Origin of the sequence: Streptomyces agglomeratus, assembly GCF_001746415.1 — a bacterium.
GTDB classification, from domain to species: domain Bacteria; phylum Actinomycetota; class Actinomycetes; order Streptomycetales; family Streptomycetaceae; genus Streptomyces; species Streptomyces agglomeratus.
In genome coordinates, this window is the sequence record NZ_MEHJ01000001.1 from 3,903,860 (window position 1) to 3,922,827 (window position 18,968).

At 71.7% G+C, this 18,968-nt stretch carries 20 protein-coding genes and 3 pseudogenes; 17 read left to right on the forward strand and 6 right to left on the reverse strand.

All coding sequences use genetic code 11. From position 1 onward, the window contains the following. Nucleotides 1–99: 99 nt before the first annotated feature. The 9 genes and pseudogenes from AS594_RS47260 to AS594_RS16920 all read left to right on the forward strand — a co-directional run. Nucleotides 100–261, forward strand: a pseudogene (locus AS594_RS47260) (MEDS domain-containing protein); the annotation flags it as partial. 68 nt (nucleotides 262–329) lie between these two features. Beyond that, the gene (locus tag AS594_RS16890) at nucleotides 330–944 is read left to right on the forward strand and encodes an MEDS domain-containing protein (RefSeq protein WP_276207466.1); all 615 of its coding nucleotides are present in this window, start codon (nucleotides 330–332) and stop codon (nucleotides 942–944) included. Beyond that, entirely contained in the window at nucleotides 938–1,465 is a 528-nt protein-coding gene (locus AS594_RS16895) for an ATP-binding protein (protein WP_069932696.1), read from the forward strand. Before AS594_RS16890 ends, AS594_RS16895 begins: the two co-directional genes overlap by 7 nt. A 194-nt stretch (nucleotides 1,466–1,659) precedes the next feature. Then, complete coding sequence (locus tag AS594_RS16900) at nucleotides 1,660–2,097, forward strand: hypothetical protein (RefSeq protein WP_069932695.1); 438 nt, start codon at nucleotides 1,660–1,662, stop codon at nucleotides 2,095–2,097. A gap of 127 nt (nucleotides 2,098–2,224) precedes the next feature. Then, on the forward strand, nucleotides 2,225–2,398 hold the full coding sequence (locus tag AS594_RS44695; protein ID WP_167367942.1) for a hypothetical protein: 174 nt from the start codon (nucleotides 2,225–2,227) through the stop codon (nucleotides 2,396–2,398). Between the two features lie 250 nt (nucleotides 2,399–2,648). Continuing rightward, complete coding sequence (locus AS594_RS16905) at nucleotides 2,649–3,119, forward strand: cation:proton antiporter regulatory subunit (RefSeq protein WP_069927839.1); 471 nt, start codon at nucleotides 2,649–2,651, stop codon at nucleotides 3,117–3,119. A 3-nt stretch (nucleotides 3,120–3,122) separates the two neighbouring features. Beyond that, the gene (locus AS594_RS16910; RefSeq protein ID WP_240509030.1) at nucleotides 3,123–4,472 is read left to right on the forward strand and encodes a cation:proton antiporter; all 1,350 of its coding nucleotides are present in this window, start codon (nucleotides 3,123–3,125) and stop codon (nucleotides 4,470–4,472) included. 225 nt (nucleotides 4,473–4,697) lie between these two features. Beyond that, nucleotides 4,698–5,792, forward strand: coding sequence for an LLM class flavin-dependent oxidoreductase (locus AS594_RS16915; RefSeq protein WP_069927840.1), 1,095 nt, complete (start codon nucleotides 4,698–4,700; stop codon nucleotides 5,790–5,792). Beyond that, nucleotides 5,789–6,424: an FMN reductase gene (locus AS594_RS16920; RefSeq protein WP_069932693.1), complete on the forward strand. Its 636-nt coding sequence runs from the start codon at nucleotides 5,789–5,791 to the stop codon at nucleotides 6,422–6,424. The genes AS594_RS16915 and AS594_RS16920 overlap by 4 nt, the downstream gene beginning before the upstream one ends. 45 nt (nucleotides 6,425–6,469) lie before the next feature. Here the strand turns inward: AS594_RS16920 and AS594_RS16925 are convergent. Continuing rightward, nucleotides 6,470–6,885: pseudogene (locus AS594_RS16925) on the reverse strand (ATP-binding protein). Nucleotides 6,886–7,008: 123 nt separating this feature from the next. Here AS594_RS16925 and AS594_RS16930 point away from each other — a divergent pair. From AS594_RS16930 to AS594_RS16950, 5 genes and pseudogenes are all read left to right on the forward strand, one after another. Next, nucleotides 7,009–7,879: pseudogene (locus AS594_RS16930) on the forward strand (helix-turn-helix domain-containing protein). Next, complete coding sequence (locus tag AS594_RS16935; RefSeq protein WP_069932692.1) at nucleotides 7,876–8,118, forward strand: DUF397 domain-containing protein; 243 nt, start codon at nucleotides 7,876–7,878, stop codon at nucleotides 8,116–8,118. Before AS594_RS16930 ends, AS594_RS16935 begins: the two are co-directional and overlap by 4 nt. 206 nt (nucleotides 8,119–8,324) lie before the next feature. Continuing rightward, a complete protein-coding gene (locus AS594_RS16940) occupies nucleotides 8,325–9,287 on the forward strand; it encodes a hypothetical protein (protein ID WP_069935143.1) in 963 nt (320 codons plus the stop codon). A 59-nt stretch (nucleotides 9,288–9,346) separates the two neighbouring features. Next, entirely contained in the window at nucleotides 9,347–10,003 is a 657-nt protein-coding gene (locus AS594_RS16945) for a DUF433 domain-containing protein (protein ID WP_069933888.1), read from the forward strand. Further along, nucleotides 9,993–10,343 (forward strand): PIN-like domain-containing protein, encoded by a 351-nt coding sequence (locus AS594_RS16950; RefSeq protein WP_069932690.1) that lies wholly within the window; start codon nucleotides 9,993–9,995, stop codon nucleotides 10,341–10,343. Before AS594_RS16945 ends, AS594_RS16950 begins: the two co-directional genes overlap by 11 nt. A 154-nt stretch (nucleotides 10,344–10,497) precedes the next feature. Here AS594_RS16950 and AS594_RS16955 read toward each other — a convergent pair whose 3' ends face one another. The 5 genes from AS594_RS16955 to AS594_RS16975 all read right to left on the reverse strand — a co-directional run bounded on the left by AS594_RS16955 (nucleotide 10,498) and on the right by AS594_RS16975 (nucleotide 15,160). Further along, on the reverse strand, nucleotides 10,498–11,079 hold the full coding sequence (locus AS594_RS16955; RefSeq protein WP_069927845.1) for a tellurite resistance TerB family protein: 582 nt from the start codon (nucleotides 11,077–11,079) through the stop codon (nucleotides 10,498–10,500). 111 nt (nucleotides 11,080–11,190) lie between these two features. Further along, nucleotides 11,191–12,057, reverse strand: a complete 867-nt coding sequence (locus AS594_RS16960) for an ABC transporter permease (RefSeq protein ID WP_069927846.1) — start codon at nucleotides 12,055–12,057, stop codon at nucleotides 11,191–11,193. Next, the gene (locus AS594_RS16965) at nucleotides 12,054–13,085 is read right to left on the reverse strand and encodes an ATP-binding cassette domain-containing protein (protein ID WP_069927847.1); all 1,032 of its coding nucleotides are present in this window, start codon (nucleotides 13,083–13,085) and stop codon (nucleotides 12,054–12,056) included. The genes AS594_RS16960 and AS594_RS16965 overlap by 4 nt, the downstream gene beginning before the upstream one ends. Nucleotides 13,086–13,218: 133 nt before the next feature. Then, complete coding sequence (locus AS594_RS16970) at nucleotides 13,219–13,674, reverse strand: hypothetical protein (protein ID WP_069932689.1); 456 nt, start codon at nucleotides 13,672–13,674, stop codon at nucleotides 13,219–13,221. A 106-nt stretch (nucleotides 13,675–13,780) separates the two neighbouring features. Beyond that, nucleotides 13,781–15,160, reverse strand: a complete 1,380-nt coding sequence (locus AS594_RS16975; RefSeq protein WP_240509031.1) for an aminotransferase-like domain-containing protein — start codon at nucleotides 15,158–15,160, stop codon at nucleotides 13,781–13,783. A gap of 138 nt (nucleotides 15,161–15,298) precedes the next feature. On the opposite strand from AS594_RS16975, the gene AS594_RS16980 reads away from it, so the two are divergent. The 3 genes from AS594_RS16980 to AS594_RS16990 all read left to right on the forward strand — a co-directional run bounded on the left by AS594_RS16980 (nucleotide 15,299) and on the right by AS594_RS16990 (nucleotide 18,619). Next, on the forward strand, nucleotides 15,299–16,135 hold the full coding sequence (locus AS594_RS16980; protein ID WP_069932687.1) for an alpha/beta fold hydrolase: 837 nt from the start codon (nucleotides 15,299–15,301) through the stop codon (nucleotides 16,133–16,135). 117 nt (nucleotides 16,136–16,252) lie between these two features. Beyond that, nucleotides 16,253–16,513: a DUF2630 family protein gene (locus AS594_RS16985; protein ID WP_069932686.1), complete on the forward strand. Its 261-nt coding sequence runs from the start codon at nucleotides 16,253–16,255 to the stop codon at nucleotides 16,511–16,513. A gap of 135 nt (nucleotides 16,514–16,648) precedes the next feature. Further along, nucleotides 16,649–18,619 (forward strand): FUSC family protein, encoded by a 1,971-nt coding sequence (locus AS594_RS16990; protein WP_069932685.1) that lies wholly within the window; start codon nucleotides 16,649–16,651, stop codon nucleotides 18,617–18,619. Nucleotides 18,620–18,968 lie beyond the last annotated feature (349 nt).

An 18,968-nucleotide genomic window follows, 5' to 3' on the forward strand; every position in this document is an offset into this window, starting at 1 on the left:
TTCCGCTATCCATAGGGTTGGGCGGACGGCGAGAAGGGACCTGCACACACGATGCACAAACGGGCTGACGCGCATCCGGGCCTGATTCCCGTACAGGGGATGCGTTCCGGGGACCACGCGTTCCTCAGCTACGAGGACGACGAGGCCAACTGGGAGGCGCTCATCACGTACGCCCGTACCGGTCTGGCGCGTGGTGAGAAAGTGATCGTGTTCCCGGCGCCGCAGCTCGACCCCGACGTCGTACGCGCGCGCCTGGACGCGACCGGCCGGCTGCTCGCCGAGGCCCGTGGGCGGGGGCAGCTGACGCACAGCAGCATGCGCGCATCGCACTGGTCCGGCCCGACCGCGCGTTCACCCCCGAGCGGCAGTGGGAGCGGCTCCGCGAGGAGACGGCGCTCGCCGTCGCGCAGGGCTACCGGGGGTTGCGGGCGTTCATCGACATGCACTGGGTGGCGGACCTCGGCGCCGACATCGAGACGATGATGTACCGCGAGTCCCACGCCGAGCATCTGTTCGAGGGGCGCCCGTACAACGAGGTTTGTTCCTACGACCGGCGCGCGTTCGACGGTGACGTGCTCGACGTGATGTCGGACGCGCACCCGCGTTCTCTGCTCGGGTCGCTGGGTGAACTCCGGGTCGTACGGACGCGGGAGTCGGTCCGCATCGCGGGCGAGGCCGACCACGCCACCCGCGACACCTTCCTGACCGCCCTGACCGACGCACTGGAGCGCACCGCCGGATCCCGGCGGCTGCTGGTGGACCTGATGCCTCTGCACTTTCTCGGCGTACGCTGCGCCCTCGACCTCATCGACCACGTCGCCGGTGCCGCAGGGCACGACGGCGTCGAGGTCCGCTGCGCCACCGCGCAGGCAGTGCTGCTGCGCCGGCTCGGCTCGGAGCGGGTACGGCGCCTCACGCTGACGGAGGTGGTCCGGGCATGGTGACGGAAGGGGTGCACCTCAGCAACGGCGGGCCGCGGGAGCCGCTGCTCGAGTTCGACTTCACCCAGGAGGACATACCCCGGCTGCGTGTACTCGTCGACCAGTACGCCGCCTGGGCGGGGCTCCCGGAGCCCCGGCGGGGCGACTTCGTCCTCGCCGCGGACGCGGTGGCGACGAACGCCGTCGAGCACGGCGGCGGGAGCGGCAGGCTGGTGCTCCACCGGTCGCCGGGTTCGCCCGGCGCTCTGGAATGCACGGTCAGCGACTCGGGGCCCGGCTTCGCCTCCTCGGTCATCCCGGAGCTTGCGCCGGGGCTGGCCGGCAGCCACTGCGGACGGGGGCTGTGGCTGACGCGGCTCATCACCGACCGGCTGGTGATCACTCGTGGTGCTGGTGCTGGTGCTGGTGCTGCTGGTGCTGGTACGAACGGTGTGGCTGGTGTGGGTTGCGACGAGGGTGGCGCCGGTGCCTCGGGTGGTTCCGGGGGCAGTGTCGTGGTGTTCGCCATGTGGCTGCCGGGATAGGCCGGGCGGCCCTTGAGGTCCAGGCCGGCCGGCAGCGCGTAGTTCTGGTCGCCCTTGTTGCCCTTCAGCGGCGTACGAGGTGGTGACGGCCTCGGTATCGCGGTGACGAACGTCTTACGGCGTGCGCTAGCCCGGTGGAGGGGACTTGGGCGGCGTACGGCTAGGAACCCGCCCGCCCGTGGGACGAGAGCCACATGCCTGCGATGCGCCACGTCCCACGCGCGGTGCGCTGCGGCGCGCCGAGTGGCGCGCTGACGGTGCTGCTGGTGCTCACCGCGGTCTTCGCCGCGGTGCTGGGGCCGGCCGGGGCACCGGGGTCGTCCGGGCCCGCCCGGTCACCCGTGTGGGGTGTGGTGGGCGAAGTGGCGCCTGCCGGTTCCGGGTCGGGGCCCGGTGCGGAGGGCCAGCCGTCGGACGCCGCCGACAGCGAAGTGCGGGGTGCCGGGGAGAGCGCCCGCGGTTCCCGGCGGGCGCACGTGCGGAGCGGGAGCAGAGGGCGGGCGGCGGGCGCGGTGGCGTCGTACCGGCGTACGGCGGCCGTTCGGCACCCGGCCCTCGACGGGCCGGTGGAGGGGCCGCGCCAGGCGCCGGAGGCGCTCGGGGGGCGGCGGTGGGTGGTGTTGCGCTGCTGAGAGGGCCGGGCGCGGCCGGTACGTCCGTGCCGTGCCGTCAGAGCCGCTCGGCCGGTACGTCCGTGCCGTGCCGTGCGCTCAGGACCGCTCCAGCGCTGGATCACCCTCGACCGTAAGGACGTTCATCATGCCCATCGACCCGTACGCCGCCCTGAACGCCATGGTGCGCGCCGAAGTCGCCCGCTCGTCCGAACCGCCCGCCGCCGCGTCCGCCGGCTCGCACGAGCCGCAGCAGTCGCAGGCGGCCGACGACGCCGGTGAAAGCCGCGGCGAGGACCCGGCGGTCGCTCACCGCCCCTGACCCCGCCCGGGCGGCGGCGTCCCCCGAGGGGGGCGCCGCCGCCTTCGTCATGCGCCCGGAGGGGCGGGCGCCCGTCGAGACTGGCGCATCCGGCGGGGCCCATCAGGCAGGAAGCATCCGGCGGGTAGGCCGCGCGGGCCCGGAGTAAGGTAATGCCAAGGCAAAGCAGCCGGTCGCCCTGTCCTGATTTCCGGCCGCCGTGCCCGGAAGTCCGTATGCGCCGGCCGCGCGGGACACCGGGAGGCAGACCATGGGCACGCGGCGGACCACGTTGCCGGGAGTCGGTACGCAGTACGACTTCACCACCGAGGACGGCCAGCACATCTCGGTGGTCGTGCACAAGGACGGCCGGCGCTTCATCGGCTTCTACGACCGCGACGATCCCGACGCTTGTCTGCTCTCCGTGCCCCTGTCGCCCGACGAGGCCACGGCCCTCGCGCATCTCATCGACACGGCTCCCATCGACGCCGTACGCACGGACGGGATCGACCTGGTCACCGAGCACATCCCGGTGACGAGCAAGTCGCCGTACGCCGGAAGGCCGCTCGCCGACACGCGGGCCCGCACGCGTACCGGCGCGTCGATCGTCGCCGTACTCCGGCGGACCACCGCGACGCCGTCACCGGGGCCGGACTTCCGGCTCTCCATCGGGGACACGCTGGTCGTCGTCGGCACGCGCGAGGGCGTCGACGCGCTCGCCGAGATCATCGCGGGGGGCTGAGCCGTGCACAACACCACCGCGCTGCTGATCGAGCTCGGCTCGGTCATCCTGGCCCTCGGTCTCATCGGCAGGCTGGCGGGGCGGGTGGGCCTCTCCCCCATACCGCTCTACCTGCTGGCCGGGCTCGCGTTCGGGCACGGGGGGCTGCTGCCGCTCGACGCGAGCGAGGCGTTCGTGGCGGTCGGCGCCGAGATCGGCGTCATCCTGCTGCTGCTCCTGCTGGGCCTGGAGTACAGCGCGTCGGAGCTGGTCACCAGCCTCAAGACCCAGTGCCCGTCGGGAGCGGTCGACTTCGTACTCAACGCGACACCCGGCGCGGTCGCCGCACTCCTCCTGGGGTGGGGGCCGGTGGCGGCGGTGGCGCTGGCCGGGGTCACCTGGATCTCGTCGTCGGGGGTCATCGCCAAGGTGCTCACCGACCTGGGCCGACTCGGTAACCGTGAGACGCCGGTTGTCCTCGGGGTCCTGGTGATGGAGGACCTGTCGATGGCGGTGTACCTGCCGCTGCTGACGGCGCTGGTCGCCGGCGTCGGTCTGGCGGGCGGCAGCGTGGCGCTGGTGATCGCGCTGGGTACGGTCGGTCTTGTCCTGTACGTCGCGCTGCGGCACGGTCGTCTCATCAGCCGGGCGGTGTCGTCGGACAACCCGGAGATGCTGCTGCTTGTCGTGCTGGGGCTGACGGTGCTGGTGGCCGGTGTGGCGCAGCAGTTGCAGGTGTCGGCGGCGGTGGGGGCGTTCCTGGTCGGCATCGCGCTGTCGGGGGACGTCGCGGAGGGTGCGCACAAGCTGCTCACCCCGCTCCGGGACCTCTTCGCGGCCGTCTTCTTCGTCTTCTTCGGACTGTCGACCGACCCGGCGGACATTCCGCCGGTGCTGCTGCCCGCACTGCTGCTGGCGGTCGTGACGGCGCTCACGAAGATCGCCACCGGCTGGTACGCCGCGAGGCGGGCGGACATCGGTCCGCGCGGCCGGCTGCGGGCGGGCGGGGCGCTGGTGGCGCGAGGCGAGTTCTCGATCGTGATCGCGGGCCTGGCGGTGGCGACGGAGCCCCGGATCGGGCCGATCGCCACGGCGTACGTACTGATCCTGGTGATCCTGGGGCCCCTGGCGGCCCGCTGGACGGAACCACTGGTCTGGCGCATGCGGCGGGGAAAGCGGAGCGCCCGGGGCGAGGCCCCGGGCGAGGGAAAGGGCGGGGGGATGGGCGCGGGTGAGAGCGGGGGCGAGGCCAGCCGGGAGGCGGCGGGGAGAGAAGCCGACGGGACGCCCGGCCTGGGGCCGTCCGGCCTGCGCCCGTCCGGCCTCCCGTCCCCGGACGAGCCGAGCGAGGCGGCGACGCAGGCCACCGGGTGAGGGCCGGAGGAACTCCGAGGCGGTGAGCGGGCCTCCGCCGCCCGGCTGTCGCGGGGGCGGGGGCGCCGTGTGGGCACCGGAGTACGGAGGCGCCCTGCGCACGAAGCGCACCCCTCGACACCCGTCGCGCGGCCCTGGAATACCTGGGCGACGTGCACCGTTGTAGCGGTCGTTAAACTTTCAACGACAGGCCGCAGGACGGTCGCCACCCCGGAGGTGAGCGCGTTGCAGTTCGGGATCTTCAGCGTCGGTGATGTGACGACCGACCCCACGACGGGCAGGACACCCAGCGAGAACGAGCGCATCAAGGCCATGACGGCCATCGCGCTCAAGGCCGAGGAGGTCGGGCTCGACGTCTTCGCGACCGGCGAGCACCACAACCCGCCCTTCGTGCCGTCCTCCCCCACCACGATGCTCGGCTGGATCGCGGCCCGCACCGAGAACATCATCCTGTCGACGTCCACCACGCTGATCACCACCAACGACCCGGTGAAGATCGCCGAGGACTACGCGATGCTCCAGCACCTCGCCGACGGCCGCGTCGACCTGATGATGGGGCGCGGCAACACCGGCCCCGTCTACCCGTGGTTCGGCCAGGACATCCGCCAGGGCATCCCGCTCGCCGTCGAGAATTACGCCCTGCTGCACCGGCTGTGGCGCGAGGACGTCGTGAACTGGGAGGGCAAGTTCCGTACGGCCCTCCAGGGCTTCACCTCGACCCCTCGTCCGCTCGACGGCGTACCGCCCTTCGTCTGGCACGGCTCCATCCGCAGCCCGGAGATCGCGGAGCAGGCGGCGTACTACGGCGACGGCTTCTTCGCGAACAACATCTTCTGGCCGAAGGACCACTTCCGCCGGCTGATCAACCTCTACCGCGAGCGTTACGCCCACTACGGCCACGGCACCCCGGACCAGGCAATCGTCGGGCTCGGCGGCCAGGTGTTCATGCGCAAGAACTCGCAGGACGCGGTGCGCGAGTTCCGTCCGTACTTCGACAACGCGCCGGTGTACGGGCACGGCCCCTCCCTGGAGGAGTTCACCGAGCAGACCCCGCTGACCGTCGGCTCGCCGCAGGAGGTCATCGAGAAGACGCTCACATTCCGGGAGAGCTTCGGCGACTACCAGCGCCAGCTCTTCCTGATGGACCACGCCGGGCTGCCGCTCAAGACGGTGCTGGAGCAGCTCGACCTGCTCGGCGAAGAGGTCGTGCCGGTCCTCCGCAAGGAATTCGCCAAGAACCGCCCGGCCCGGGTGCCGGACGGTCCCACCCACGCGGCGCGTGTCGCCGCCGCGATCGCCCAGGAAGGGGTGACGGCATGAAGCTCGTGGTCGTATCGGCGGGCCTGAGCGTGCCCTCGTCGACCCGGCTCCTCGCGGACCGGCTGGCGGAGGCGACGCGCACGTCCCTGGGCGACGCGGACGTGCCGGCCGTCGAGGTACCGGTCGTCGACGTACGGGTCGTCGAGGTACGGGAGCTGGCCACCGCCATCGCGAACCACCTGGTCACGGGCTTCCCCAGCCCGGTTCTCTCCGACGCGATCGACGCGGTCACGGAGGCGGACGGACTGATCGCCGTCACCCCCGTGTTCTCCGCCTCGTACAGCGGCCTGTTCAAGTCGTTCTTCGACCTGATCGACAACACCGCCCTGGCCGGCAAGCCGGTCCTCATCGCCGCGACCGGCGGCACGGCCCGCCACTCCCTGGTGCTGGAGCACGCGATGCGCCCGCTCTTCGCCTACCTGCGGGCGCTGGTCGTGCCGACGGCGGTGTACGCCGCCTCGGAGGACTGGGGCTCGGAGGGAGACTCCCGTACGGACGACCTTCCGCGCCGGATCGAGCGGGCGGGCGCCGAGCTGGCGGAGCTCATGGAGTCGCGCGCCCGGACGCGCCGGCCCACCGAGGAAGCGGTGGTGCCGTTCGCGGAGCAGCTCGCGGCGCTGCGGGTCGGCTGACCCGCTGAGTGGCTCTGACCGGCTGGCCCTGAGCGGCTGACCGGTTCACGTGACGGCGAGGTCCGCCCACACCACCTTGCCGACGTGACGTTCCGTCACACCCCGCGCGTCCGTCAGCGCCTCCACCACGAGCAGTCCGCGCCCGCCCTCGCCGTCCCCGCCGGGGCGGGCGCGCGGCCATCGCTCACCGCGCGTGTCCGCCACCTCGATACGACCCGTCCTCCCCGGAGCAGCAGGAGACGCACCTCGAAGTCCCGCCCGGCCACGTGACCGTGCGTCACCGCGTTCGCGGCCAGTTCGGCGACGACGAGGGCGACGGCGTCGGAAGGGCCCGTGCCGAAGGGCACGCCCCAGGCGTCGAGCTGCTGGACGGCGAGGACGCGGGCGAGCCGGGCCCCGCGACGGGTGGAGCTGAAGCGCTGGACGAACTCGGCGGTGACGGAAGCGATTTCGGCGTTCATGTGACAGAGCGTGTCTGCCCGGCCGTACCCTGACCAGGAGTAACCGTTGGACGCTGGGTAACTGTACGGGTACGCACGGCGCGATGTACGGCACGTCGGCCGTGACCGAGAAAGCGGTACGGCATGACGGAATCCGCGCATCAGGAATCACGCCCCGAGCTGCCCTCGGAGGCGGACGGCACCGCGCACCTGTTCCGCGCGCTCGGCAAACAGGTCCGGGTCCTGCGCGAGAACCTCGCCATGAGCCAGAAGGACCTGGCGACGGCGACCCACTGCGGGCTCGACCTCATCTCCGCGATGGAACGCGGCGTACGGACACCCGCAGCCGGAGTTCCTGGACCGGGCCGATGACGCGCTGAAGGCGGGCGGGGTGCTGCGGGCGGCGATCCCGGACGTACGGGAGGCGCAGAAAAAGGCTCGAACGCGACACCCCGATTGGTACCGGGACTACGCGAAACTGGAGGCGGAGGCGGTCCAACTCCTGCACTACGGCAATCAGGTTGTGCACGGACTGCTTCAGACCGAGGAATACGCGCGGGCCATCTTCACGCAGCGGCGGCCGTTGCTGAGCGAAGAGATCGTGGAGAAGCGGGTGGCGGACCGGCTGTCGAGGCAGCAGGTCTTCGAGCAATGGCCTTCGCCGACGTTCAGTTTCGTCTTCGAGGAGGCGGTGCTCAGCCGGCCCATCGGCGGACGCGCGGTGCACGAGGGGCAGTTGCGGCAACTGCTGCGGTTCGGTCGCCTGCGGACCGTGGAGTTGCAGGTGATGCCTACACAGTGCGAGGAACACCCGAACATGGACGGCTCTCTCACTCTGTTGACCACCAAGGGTGAGCAGCAGGTCGGATACACAGAAGCCCAGGGCCACCCGCACCTGTTCACCGACGCCCGGGAGGTCCGTGAACTCGCGGATCGCTATGCAATGATCCGGGCGGAGGCTCTTACGTCCCGCGAGTCGCTGGCCCTGATCGAGAAGATGCTGGGAGACCGATGAACACCGACGAGCTCACCTGGTTCAAGTCCAGCTACAGCGGTGCTGAAGGCGGCACGTGCGTCGAAGTCGCCTACGACTGGCGCAAGTCCAGCTACAGCGGCCGTGAGGGCGGCGAATGCGTCGAGGTCGCCGCGCACCCCGCCGCCATCCACGTCCGGGACTCCAAGGTCACCGACGGCCCGCAGTTGGCGGTCGCTCCCGAGTCCTGGGCCGCGTTCGTCTCGTACGCCCGCGCCTGACGCACCGCTCCACACAGCGGAAATCGAGTGCCCTCACCCGTCGGTGGGGGCATTTCGCTGGGCATATGCGGGAGTTGGGCGTGGTGCTGTACGGTGACCGCATCATCACGCTTCGTGTCCGTCCGGACACGGGGCGGTCCCCGGCGGTGCTACCAACACCAATCCGAGGACCTTCACCATCAAGGACTTACCAAGGAGTCCCGAGGATGCTTCGGCATGCTATCGCGCCGCTTCGGCGCTACACCAAGGCTTCGCACGACGTCGTGCAGCACCCGCGTCTGAACAGCGACGCGAAGATCCTACTTCTGTACGTACAGGGGCTCCCCGAGGGCTCGACCGAGAGGCCGCTGAGCGCGCACGCGGAGCGGCTCGGGATCAAGGGCCGGGCGTACCAGAAGGTCAAGCAACTCCTCACCGTCTGCGGGTACTTGCACGAGTGGCGGCACCAGAACGAGCGCGGCCGGTGGGTGACGGACCAGCTCCTCACCAACGTCCAGCTCACCAGCGAGGAGGCGGCGGCCGTCCGGAACGGCGACGTACCGAGTACGCACATGCGGACGGTCGGTGAACCGGTGCCTCAGGTGGCCGGTGACTACCCTTCGGGGGACAAGAACGGGGAAGAGAACACCCCCCACCCACCCGCCAAGACGCAGGACGAACCGGAGGACGAGTCCGAGGGCGAGTCCGAGGGCAGCCAGGAGGACGACCCGCAACGGGCCGTCGCCGAAAACGTGCTGCTGTCCCTGCGGCAGTCGCGCCGCGAACTGCACCTGGGGGTGAGTGAGGCCCGTACGCTCTCCGGCATCGCGGCCGACTGGCTGCGCAGAGGCATCAGCCCGGCCGACCTGCGGTACGCGCTGACCAGCGCACTGCCCCCGAACGGGGTCCGTTCCGCCGTCGGGTTCCTGCGGCACCGCCTGACGGTGAAGATGCCGCAGCAGCGAGCGATCGTCGCCCCCCGGACGCCCGACGGGCCCCCGCGTACGGACAGCCTGCCGAGGTCGCTCATCACCTGCGAGGGGCCGGGCTCCGAACACGTCTTCCGCCCCGTGGGCGACGAGACCCAGTGCGGCCACTGCCGCCGGCAAGCGGCCTGGCAGACCCACCACGCGAAGTACCCGCCCCTCGCCCCGGCCCCCGCCGTGGGCATGGCCATGGGCACGAGCTGAGGCCCGCCGTGCAGACCCATGTGGATTCGAGCAACGGGCTCGACGGAAGGGAGACGGTCATGATCGACAGGTTCACGGACGGGCTCCTGACGCCTACGGAGACCTCGTCGTACCTACAGATTCCCAAGTCCACGCTGGACAGCTGGCTGAAGGGCAGAGCCGCCGGCGCGCCGCTGGTCCATCGGGTCGAGCCAGTGGGCCCTCGACAGCCTTCGGTGCCCTTCGTCGCCGTGGCCGAGGCGTACGTGCTGCGGTCACTGCGGGACCTCGGACTGCGGATGAGTGAGATCCGCGAAGCGGCCGAGGCCGTACGAGACGCTTTCGACACGCCGTACGGCTTGGTCTCGAAGCGAATCGCGACCGACGGCGTCGACATCTTCGTCGAGCACGGGCTTGGCGACCTCCGATTAGCCCGGGACGGGCAGGCTCCCATCCACGAGGTCGTCGCGGAGTACCTGCGTTATCTGTCGTGGGAGGCGGGGGACGAGTTTCCTTTCAGCCTTCGGCTGAGGCAGTACCCGGCCACGGTCCCTGTCGTCATCGACCCCCGGTTCGGACACGGACTTCCCGTGGTCGAGGCCAACCGCGTGCCGGTCAAGGCGGTGACCTACCTCTGGGAGGCCGGAGAATCGGTCGAGGACATCGCGTACGAGTACGAGATGGAGCCGGAGCAGGTGCACGCGCTGTGCCGGGCCGTGGTGCGCCTTGCCGCCTGAGTTCTTCCTCGACCGGAATCTGGGTCGACGTGTCGCCGAGGAACTCGGAGCGCTCGGATGGCGCGTCCACCGGATCGGGGAGGTGTTCCCCGCAGACGCACAGGATGTCCCTGATGAGGAGTGGATCGTCCACGGGCTGGCACAGGGATGGGTGCCCTTGTCGAAGGACGGCCGGATCAAGACGAGGGACCGGGAGATTCAGCCGGTGCGGGACGGTGCGGCGGTGCAGATGGTCGAACGCCTCCATGCTCATCAGGATGTAATCCACAAGGCGGTCGGCCGAGGTGGCCCGGCCGCCTACGCCGTGCGATGCGATCGTATCGATCGCACCCGGCCGTGAGTGCTGCCGCCGGCGGGGAGCCGGTGCCCGCGCTGCCGTGACGGCACGATCCGATCGGGTACGTACGGTTCCAGGGCACGGTTCCCCGGGCGCGCGCGGCACCCGGGGCCGCCGAACGATCTCGGCCCGGCGGCCCGGGTGGCGTGCTCGTGGCTCAGATGCCGAACTCCGTGGGCGGCACACCGAGCGCGGCGCAGGCTTCGCGAATGGCGTACTGCTCGGACGGCTCGAAGTGCCCGTCCGCGCCCGCGACCACGATGCCGGTCTGGATGACCGCGCGGGCCTCGGCGGGCTTCTTCGCGGCCTTGCCGATCACCTTCAGCGCCTCCGCCTTGCCCAGGTCGAAGTTGGCCAGGAGCTGGTCCACATGCTGGTTGAAGCGCTGGCGGAGCTGGTCCGCCGGGAAGTTCTGGAGGACCTCGTTGGAGACGATCAGCTCCTCCACGCGCTGTCGCTCCGCCGGCTCCACCTGCCCGTCGGCAGCGGCCACCAGGGCGCACATCGCCATGCTGGCGTCCCGGTAGGCGCCGCTCTTCAGTTCCGTCTTGACCGACGCGAGCTGGGTCTTGAACAGCCCGATGAGCTGGGCCTTGGACCCGCCCGAGGCCGAGCCCGATCCGTGGGCCCCGCTCTGCCCCTGGACACCGCTCTGCCCGTGGGCCCCGCCCGCGCCCCGAGCGCTCTGGGCCTGCTGGAAGCTCTTGGCCTGGTCCTTGATCCGGTCCCACTTCACCACTGGTGCCACCTCGGCTTGTACGGCTGTCGATTGCCTTCGCGATCTGTCAGGTGAACGTCCCCGCCAGCGGCCGGGTTCCCGAATGGCAAAGGTGGAGTAAAGAAGGGCCCGTCACTTCCGGTTGTAGAGGCGCATCGTCACCGTCCCGAACACCGCAAGCAGCACCGCCGACCAGCCCAGCGTCCAGCCGATGTCGGCGGCCGGCCAGTTGCCCGCCATCAGTTCCCGCACCGCCGTGGCCACATGGGTGACGGGGCTGTTGTTCACGAATGCCTGGAGCCAGCCCGGCATCGTCTTCGGGTCGACGAAGACATTGCTCAGGAACGTCAGCGGGAAGATCACCATCATGCTGACGCCCATCACCGACTTCTCGGTGCGCAACAGCAGGCCGAACATCGTCCAGATCCACGAGAACGCGAACGAGAAGACCATCAGCAGCGCCACACCGGCGGCCACGCCGACCACGCCGCCGTCCGGGCGATACCCGATGATCATGCCGACGGACAGCATGACGACGGACGCGATCAGGTAGCGGATCACGTCACCGAGCAGGTAGCCGACCATCGGCGCCGGGCGCCAGATCGGCAATGTGCGGAAGCGGTCGAAGACGCCCTTGGTGATGTCGGTGTTGACGGCGACGCCCGTGTACATCGTGATCATCACGATGCTCATGGTCAGGATGCCGGGCAGCAGGAACTGGACGTACTCCTCGACCGATCCGGCCAGCGCCCCGCCGAAGAGGTACGCGTACATCAGCACCATCATGATCGGGAACGCCGTCACGTCGAAGAGCTGCTCCGGCACGTGCTTGATCTTGAGCATGGCGCGCCAGCCGAAGGTCAGGGACGCGGAGAGCGCGCTGGGGCGCGGCGGCCGGTCCTTGCTGACGAGGAGCGCGGCGAGCTCCTCCGCCTTCGGAGCTTCGAAAGTGAGTTCGTCGGGGGCCTGGCCCTTGTCCTTGGTCGCGACGGTGCTCATGCCGACACTCCTGTGGTCGAGTCGTTCATCGTCCCGCTCTCCGGGTCACTCCGCTTGTTCCGGTCGGTCAGCGCCAGGAAGACCTCGTCCAGGCTGGGCTGCCCCAGGGCGAAGTTGTCGACCGTGATTCCCGACGAAGCGAGCTCCGACAGCGCACGCGCCGCCTGCTCCGCCGCGCCGAGGTCGCTCGCGCTCCCGTTGACCGTCGCCGTCAGGGCGACGGGGTCCGGGTCCAGTTGTACGGCGACGTTCAGCGCCCGGCGCAGGACCCGCTCGGCCTCGGGGCGCTGTGCGGGGTCCCGCAGCCGCAGATGCACGGAGCCCGAGCCGACCGACGCCTTGAGCTCGCCCTTCGTGCCCTCCGCGATGACCTTGCCGTGGTCGATCACGGCGATACGGGACGCCAGATGGTCGGCCTCGTCCAGGTACTGCGTGGTCAGCAGCACCGTCGTCCCCTGCGCCACCACCGCCCGGACGATGTCCCAGACCTGGTTGCGGCTGCGCGGGTCGAGGCCGGTCGTCGGCTCGTCGAGGAACAGCAGGTCGGGGGTGTTGAGGATGCTCGCCGCGATGTCGATACGGCGCCGCATACCGCCCGAGTAGTTCTTGATCTGCCGGTCGGCCGCCTCCGCCAGCCCGAACGCCTCCAGGAGCTGCGCCGACCTGACGCGTGCGGCGGCCTTGGAGTGGCCGAGGAGGCGGCCGAGGAGCACGAGGTTCTCCGTACCGGTCAGGTCCTCGTCGACCGACGCGTACTGGCCGGTGAGGCTGACCCTTCCGCGCACCGCGTCGGCTTCACGCACCACGTCCTTGCCGAAGACGTGCGCCTCGCCGCCGTCCGGGCGCAGGAGCGTCGCGAGCATCTTCACCGCCGTGGTCTTGCCCGCGCCGTTGGGGCCCAGTACGCCGTACACGGTGCCGGCGGGTACGGCCAGGTCAATTCCGTCGACGGCCCGGTTCTCACCGAACACTTTGACCAGGCCCGCCGTCTCGATGGCGAGCTCCGGCCCGGGGTGTCCACCACTCATGTCTCCGCCCCTCCGAGGGGTCGTCGGTTCGACTTACCCAGTGTTGACCGCCCCGGGGGCCGGAAGTAATCGTTCTTTGGTCCTAGAACCCGCGTGGAAATTCACGGGCGCCGCGACGAGCGGGCGCGGTGGCTCATTCGCGCGTGTAGAAGATGTAGAACGTCGCGGCTGCCATGCCGGCCGCCAGCGCCAGTCCCACCACCGCGGATTCGAGAATGGTGTTGCCCGCCAGGCTGTGCAGGAAGCCCAGCGCGACGCCGAAGAGCGTCCCGTACGCCGAGGCGCGGACCAGGGGGATCAGCGCGCCCTGGACGCGGCCCAGGAGCAAGCAGAGGGCAGCCAGGACGACCGCGCACAGGATGCCGAAGACGACGTTCCAGCCGGTAATGGGGCCTGCGTCGCGGGCGAGGAAGGACGCGTAGAAGCCGTACACCACGCCGAGCACCGCGGGCACGATGCCGCGGAGACGTCGTGCCGCACCGGTCCGTTCCGTCGTACCCGCCGGTCCTGCCGAGCGGGCCGGTCCCGTCGGCCTGCCGCGCTTGACCGGCCTGCGAGACCGGCCGGGGATCGCCGCGTGTCCAGCCATCGCAGAGCTCCTTCCGCCGCGCACACGCACTCCCGCAGACGCACCCGCGCGCACACCCCACCCTCGCTACCAGGTCACACCCGTGGGCGGTGGTCGGCAAGTGGATCTACGGACGGCCCGGCGGCCCCTGCTCCGCCACCTCCGCGAGCGTGCGCAGCGCGTACGACAGCACCTCGACGGGCGGGGTCGCCAGGCCGATCCGCACCGCGTCCGGTGCGGCGTACGGCGGTACGGCGAAGGCTCGGCCGGGAGAGACCGCGATGCCACGGGCCGCCGCCGCCGCGACGAAGGTGTCCGTACGCCAGGGCGCGGGCAGCTCCCACCAGCAGTAGTACGCGCGCGGCTCCGTGCGGACCCGGAAGCCGGCGAGCCGGCGCCGGACCAGTCGGTGGCGGTCCTCGGCGTCCGCGCGCTTGGCGGCCTCGACGGTGGCGACCGTGCCGTCCGTGATCCACCGGGTGGCCGCCTCCAGATTGAAGCGGGCGGCGGTCCAGGCACCGGAGCGCAGGGCCTCCGCCAGCTGGCTGGTGCGGGAAACCGGGGCGGCCAGGAAACCGGTGGTCAGGCCGGGGGCGAGCCGCTTGGAGAGGCTGTCGACGAGGACCGTGCGGGCGGGTACGCGGGCGGCCAGCGGAGCCGGGGCTTCCGGGGCGAGGAAGGCCCACGTCGTGTCCTCGACCGCGCCGATGTCCAGTTCCTCGCAGGCCGCAGCCAGCCGCTCCCTCCGCTCCTCGCTCATCGTCACCGACGTCGGATTGTGCAGGGTCGGCTGGACGTACACCGCGCTGAGCGGCGCGCGGCGGTGGGCGGCGTACAGCGCGTCGGGGGACAGGCCGCCGTCGTCCGCCTCGATCGCCACCAGGGTCACCCCGAGCCGCTCGGCGACCGCCTTGACCAGCGGATACGTGAGCGCCTCCACGCCGAGCCGGCCGCCCGGGCGTACGAAGGACGCGATGGCCGCCGCGATGGCCTGGCGGCCGTTGCCCGCGAAGAGGAGCTGCCCGGCGTGGGGCCGCCAGCCGCCCCTGGCCAGCAGCGACGCGGCTGCCTCCCGGGCCGCGGGGGTGCCGTCGGCCGCGGCCGGACGGGTGGCCGCTTCGAGCACGTCGGGGCGCAGGAGGCCGGCGAGGGATGCGGCCATGAGTTCCGACTGCCCCTCGGCGACCGGGTAGTTGAGCTCCAGGTTGATGGCGGGGGCGCCGGATGTCGTGGGTGCTGAGCCGCTGGTTCCGGCTTGCATGGCTGTCTCCGGCTCGGGCGTCCGCTCCTCCGCGAGCGCGTGTCCGGGGGAGGGCGGCGCTGCCCGTACGAACGTGCCGCGTCCGACCTCGCCGACCGCGAGACCCCGCCGCACGAGTTCGCCGTACACCCTGATCGCTGTGGAGTTCGCGATCCGGTGGCTGCGGGCGAAGGCGCGCTGCGTGGGCAGCCGGTCGCCGGGGCGCAAGCGGCCCGCCGCGATCTCGGCCGCCACACGATCGGCCACCCGCCGGAAGTCCTCCGCCAAGCCGCATCCCTCCACATCACCGCCGCTCACGGCCCGCGCCCGCCACCGCCCGGCACATTGCACCGAGAGCAAAGAGCCTATTGCACCGAGCAGTTGACCGCGCCTAGCCTCCTCACCATGGCAACCGCACAGCTCGCAGCACGCGTCAGCGGCAAGGGCCCCGAGGGCCTCACCGTCGGCTACACCGACGAGGGCAGCGGCCCGCCGCTCGTTCTCGTCCACGGCCACCCCTTCGACCGCACCATGTGGGCCCCGCAGGTCGACGCGTTCGCCCCCACGCACCGCGTGATCGCCCCCGATCTGCGCGGGTACGGCGAGAGCGACGTCGTGCCCGGCATCACCCCGCTCTCCTCCTTCGCCGACGACATCGCGGCCCTGCTCGACCACCTCGGCATCGAGCGCGCCGTACTCGGCGGGCTCTCCATGGGCGGTCAGATCGTGATGGAGTGCTACCGCCTCTTCCCCCACCGCATCACCGGGCTGGTCCTCGCCGACACGTTCCCCGCCGCCGAGACACAGGAGGGGAAGCGGTCGCGCAACGCCGCCGCCGACCGGCTCCTCGCCGAGGGCATGAAGGGGTACGCCGACGAGGTACTGGACAGGATGGTCGCTCCGTACAACACGAAAGCGGCGGCCCACGTCCACCGCATGATGACCGCCGCCTCCCCCGAGGGCGCCGCGGCGGCCCTGCGCGGGCGGGCCCAGCGGCCCGACTACCGCGACCTGCTGACCCGCGTGAGCGTCCCGACCCTGGTGGTGGTGGGGCGCGACGACACGTACACGCCCGTGGCGGACGCGGAGGCGATGCACGCCGCGATCCCCGGCTCCACCCTCGCGGTCATCGAGTCGTCGGCCCACCTCCCCAACCTGGAACGGCCCGGCGCCTTCAACGCCGTGTTCCGGGACCACCTGGACCTGGCCGGGCGGGCCGTTCCGGGCCCCGGCGCGCGCTGACGCAGGCTGACGCGCGCTGATCACCGGCTTGAGCTGCACGGCGGTCGGAGGTGTGCTGGGCTGGTGGGAGTGATCCTGCCGAGAGTGGCCCTGACGAGCCGACGGAGGCGAGTCGTCATGGAGGACAGGCAAGACGCCGACCAGGAGATTCTCGACAACATCACCAGTCTGGTCAGCGAGGAGCGCGAGCTGCGCGACCGCTCCACCCGGAAGCTGGGACTCGACGACGCGGAGCGCGCCCGGCTGAAAGCCGTGGAGATCCAGCTGGACCAGTGCTGGGACCTGCTGCGTCAGCGCCGGGCGAAGTCGGAGTTCGGCGAGGACCCGGGGGAGGCGCGGGTGCGGCCGGCATCGGAGGTGGAGAACTACAAGAGCTGAGGCCGGGGCTGCGGCCGGGGCTGAGGCCGGGAGAGGACCCGGAGGCATCCCTGAAAGTTGTCCACAGGCTGTGGACAGTGGGGCGGCGGGCGGCCGGGACTTGCATAAGGAGATCGATTTCGATCTGTTGGGGGCATGGCTGAGCAGAGAGCAGGGGGCCGGCTGGCGCCGCCCGAGTGGCTGACGCAGGGGCTGCGGCCGCAGTCCGCGCCCGTGCCGTGGGCCGCCGTCGTACGCGCCGGGATCGCGATGGCCGCTCCGCTCGCCGTCGGATTCGCCGTCGACGAGCCGGTGTACGGGGCGCTCGTGTCGATGGGCGCGCTGTCCGGTGTCATCGGCGACACCGCCGACGCGTACCGGATGCGGCTGCTCAACATCGCCGTACCGCAGCTCTTCGGCGCGATCGGCGTCACCCTCGGCACGCTCGTGTACGGGCAGGGGTGGCTCGCCGTAGGAGTGCTGACGTTCGTCGCGCTCGTGTCCGGGATGATCTCGACGATCGGCGCCGTCGCCTCCGTGTCCGGGCTGCTGCTCCTGCTCCAGGCCGTCGTCGGAGCCGGGCTGCCGATGCCCGACCCCTGGTGGACCGCGCCGCTGCTGCTCACGCTGGGCGGCCTGTTCGTCCTCGTACTGACGCTGATCGCGTGGCCGCTGCGGGGCGGGGTGCCGGAGCGGGACGCGGTGGCGGAGACGTACCGGGCGGCGGCCGGGCTGCTGGAGGCGGCGGGCCGGGACTCGGACACCTACGACGCGAGGCGCCAGGCCGTCACCGAGGCCCTGAACACGGCGTACGACCTGGTTCTGGCGCGGCGGGCGCGGGACCACGGGCGGCGGAGTCCGCTCGTACGGCTGCTCGCGCAGCTCAACGTCGTCGTACCGCTCGTCGAATCCGCGCCCGCCGCGCACCTGCGCCGACGGGCGCTGCCGCCCGAAATCCCGGCCGCCGTGCGGGAGCTGGCCGACGCGGTGGCGAGCGGGGGCACGGGCGACGCGTCCGCGTTCGCGCTCCGGCTCCCCGCGCCGACCTCGCAGTCCGGGCGCGCCGTCGACCACGCGCTGCGGCACGCGGCGGCCGTCGTCCTGAGCGCGGACCCCGAGGCGGGCACCCTGGACGACCGGCTCGGCCGTCCGGCGGCGCTCGGGGCGCGGGTCCGCCGCGCCACCCGGAACGTCCTGCTGTCGCAGTCGTCCTGGCGTTACGGGCTGCGGCTCGCCCTGTGCATCGGGCTGGCGCAGGCGCTCGTGTCGCTGATCGACGTACCGCGCTCGTACTGGGTGGCGCTGACCGTGGTGTTCGTGCTGAAGCCCGACTTCGGGTCGGTCTTCTCGCGGGCCGTGCAGCGGGCGTCCGGGACGGCGCTGGGGCTGGTCGTCGCGGCGGCCGTGCTGGCGGAACTGGAGCGCGGGTGGTGGGACGTGCCGGTGATGCTGGTGCTGGCGGCGCTCATTCCGGCGTTCACGGCGAAGGGGTACGCGTTCCAGACCGCGGCCATCACGCCGGTCATCCTGCTGCTGTCGGACATCTTGAACCATGAAGGGTTCGGGCTCGTCCTGCCGCGTCTGTACGACAGCCTCATCGGCTGCGCGATCTCACTGGTGGCCGGGTACCTGCTGTGGCCGGAGAGCTGGCACACGCGGGTGGGGGCACGGCTCGCGGACACGGTGGCGGATGCGGCGGGGTACGTCGAGTGCGCGTTCGGGCCGCCGGACGCGCAGGGGGAACGGCAGCGGCAGCGGTTGCGGAGGCGGCTCTACCGGGACCTGTCGGTCGTACGCTCCGAATTCCAGCGCGCGCTGACCGAGCCGCCGCCCGTGGGAGCGCGGGCGGCGGCGTGGTGGCCGCTCGTGGTGGCGACCGAGCGGATCGTGGACGCGACGACGGCTGCGCGGGTGCGGATCAACCACGGGGCGCAGGCGCCGGCCGGGGCGGAGGTGGCGGAGGTGGCCCGGGAGCTGCGCGAGCTGGCGGAGGGGCTGCGGGCGAGCGACACGCTGGTGGAGGTGCGCACGGCACTGCCGCGCGACGACGAGACGGTCCTGGCGCCACTGCGCCAGGAGGTGGCGGCGGCACGGGCGGTGGCTTCACCGGTGCGACCGCGGGGGTAGGCGGCGGGGCGCTTCGGGGCCGGTGCCGACGCCGGGGGCCTGTCCGCGCGCGGGGGCTTCGGGGCCGGTGCCGCGTCGGGGCGTGTCCGTGCGCGACGGCTTCGGGGCCGGTGCCGCGCCGGGGCGTGTCCGTGCGCGGCGGCTTCGGGGCCGGTGCCGCGCCGGGGCGTCTCCTCGGGTTCCGAACCTTTCCGGCACCGCTGCGTTCGCTTCCGGCCCGTCGCGTTCGACACCCTGCGGGGAGTGCCCCGCCACAGCCCCTCCCGGCACCGTGGGGTGTGGGGGCGGCCCTGAGCCTCTCCGGCGTTCGGGGAGCGGGGTCCGGGCCGGAGCCCCGGTTCGGGGAGGG